We start from the raw sequence: 1491 nt of genomic DNA, 5'->3' as shown, positions 1-1491 counted from the left end.
TAATTAGAAAAGCTAGTCAGTCATGAATTTATGAATTGACAAATTAATAGCTAATGACATAGCTCGAGCTATTAGAGTAATTTAGAGTAATATTTAATACTGGAGTGCAAATAAAATATAATGTTAAATGCAACAGAAATATTAATAAATGCTTTCGTAAAAGAGCTACAAGCAGGCTACCATCGTACTTATGGTGGTTTTAAGCCCAACTATCCAGAAATTATTGCCTGGGCAGGAAATATGGCTCTGGAAAATATTGCTAATTGTGATGCTTTATATCACAACGTTGAACATACAATGTTAGTTACTCTTGTTGGGCAAGAAATTTTACGGGGTAAGCATATTCGTGAAGGTGGGGTTTCTCCCGAAGATTGGTTACATTATATCATTTCATTATTGTGCCACGATATTGGTTATGTTAAAGGAGTTTGCCGAGAGGACCAAGAATTATTAAGTTTATATGCTACAGGAATTAATGATGGAATGGTTTCTTTGGGAGATGGTGCTACTTCAGCTAGTCTTACTCCTTATCATGTAGACCGAGGTAAATTAGTAATAGATGAACGTTTTGGCGGTCATCGACTAATTGATGCAGAGCAAATTAAACGTAATATTGAACTAACTCGTTTTCCTGTTCCTAAGGCAGAAACTCATCAAGATAGAAATAATTTTTCTGGATTATCAAGAGCAGCAGATTTAATTGGTCAATTAAGCGACCCTAATTATTTGCTGAAAATTAGTGCTTTATTCTATGAATTTGAAGAAGTTGGCACTAACAAAGTTTTGGGTTATAAATCTCCAGGGGATCTAAGACGTAGCTATGCAAAATTTTATTGGGATGGAGTTTATCCTTATATTCCTGCAGCTATTAATTATTTGGAATTGACTCAAAGTGGCAAACAAATTATTGCTAACCTCTATGCAAATGTATTTCAGGTAGAACATGAACCAAAGGAAAAAACGAATGGTATAAAATCACTAGATGCTAAGAACAAAAGTTATATGAATGGAGATGCTTCAAAAACAAAAGTAGTGAAGAAAAAGAAATTTAGTGAATTTTTAGGGTTGAATTTATAACTATAAAGGACAGTCTTTTTATAAAAAAACTATAGTGTTTTCAAATTAAATGTAAATCTAGATTGAGATTTTTTCTAATCAAAAAATCCTGTATTGAGTACCAATTAATTATTGTGCAAAGCTACTATTTAATAGTGTTTTTTCTTCTTGCTGTTCCCTGTTCCCTGTTCCCTTTTGATCAAGACTATGTTTCCGCATTTCAAATGAAAAGGCTATATCAATCAAAATAATTAATTTATCTATCTATGTGATTCAAATTTGATGTTATTTGAGTTAGTTTTGGCGATCGTAAGTCACTGCTATAAAGTTCAGTATTGCTAAATATTTAAGACTATGAAAAAGGAAGAAGGAAGAGGAGGAGAAAGTTTTTCGCTCTATAATTATTACTTTAATTAGGGTTTGCTGATTAAATCT

At 31.9% G+C, this 1491-nt stretch carries 1 protein-coding gene; it reads left to right on the top strand.

The window, feature by feature from the left end; genetic code table 11:
• Positions 1-120: 120 nt before the first annotated feature.
• Positions 121-1077 carry an Npun_R2479 family HD domain-containing metalloprotein gene (locus AC3DU7_RS27740; protein WP_488042486.1) on the top strand — a complete coding sequence of 319 codons (957 nt, stop codon included), beginning with the start codon at positions 121-123 and terminating at the stop codon, positions 1075-1077.
• Positions 1078-1491 lie beyond the last annotated feature (414 nt).

Source organism: Okeania sp. (genome assembly GCF_983059655.1).
The sequence above is the reverse complement of the archived record's forward strand: the minus strand, read 5'-3'. Positions and strand labels throughout refer to the sequence as shown.

Excerpts from the sequence above, each read along its gene's own strand:
- AC3DU7_RS27740 (WP_488042486.1), top strand. The coding sequence starts at position 121 with ATGTTAAATGCAACAGAAATATTAATAAATGCTTTCGTAAAAGAGCTA.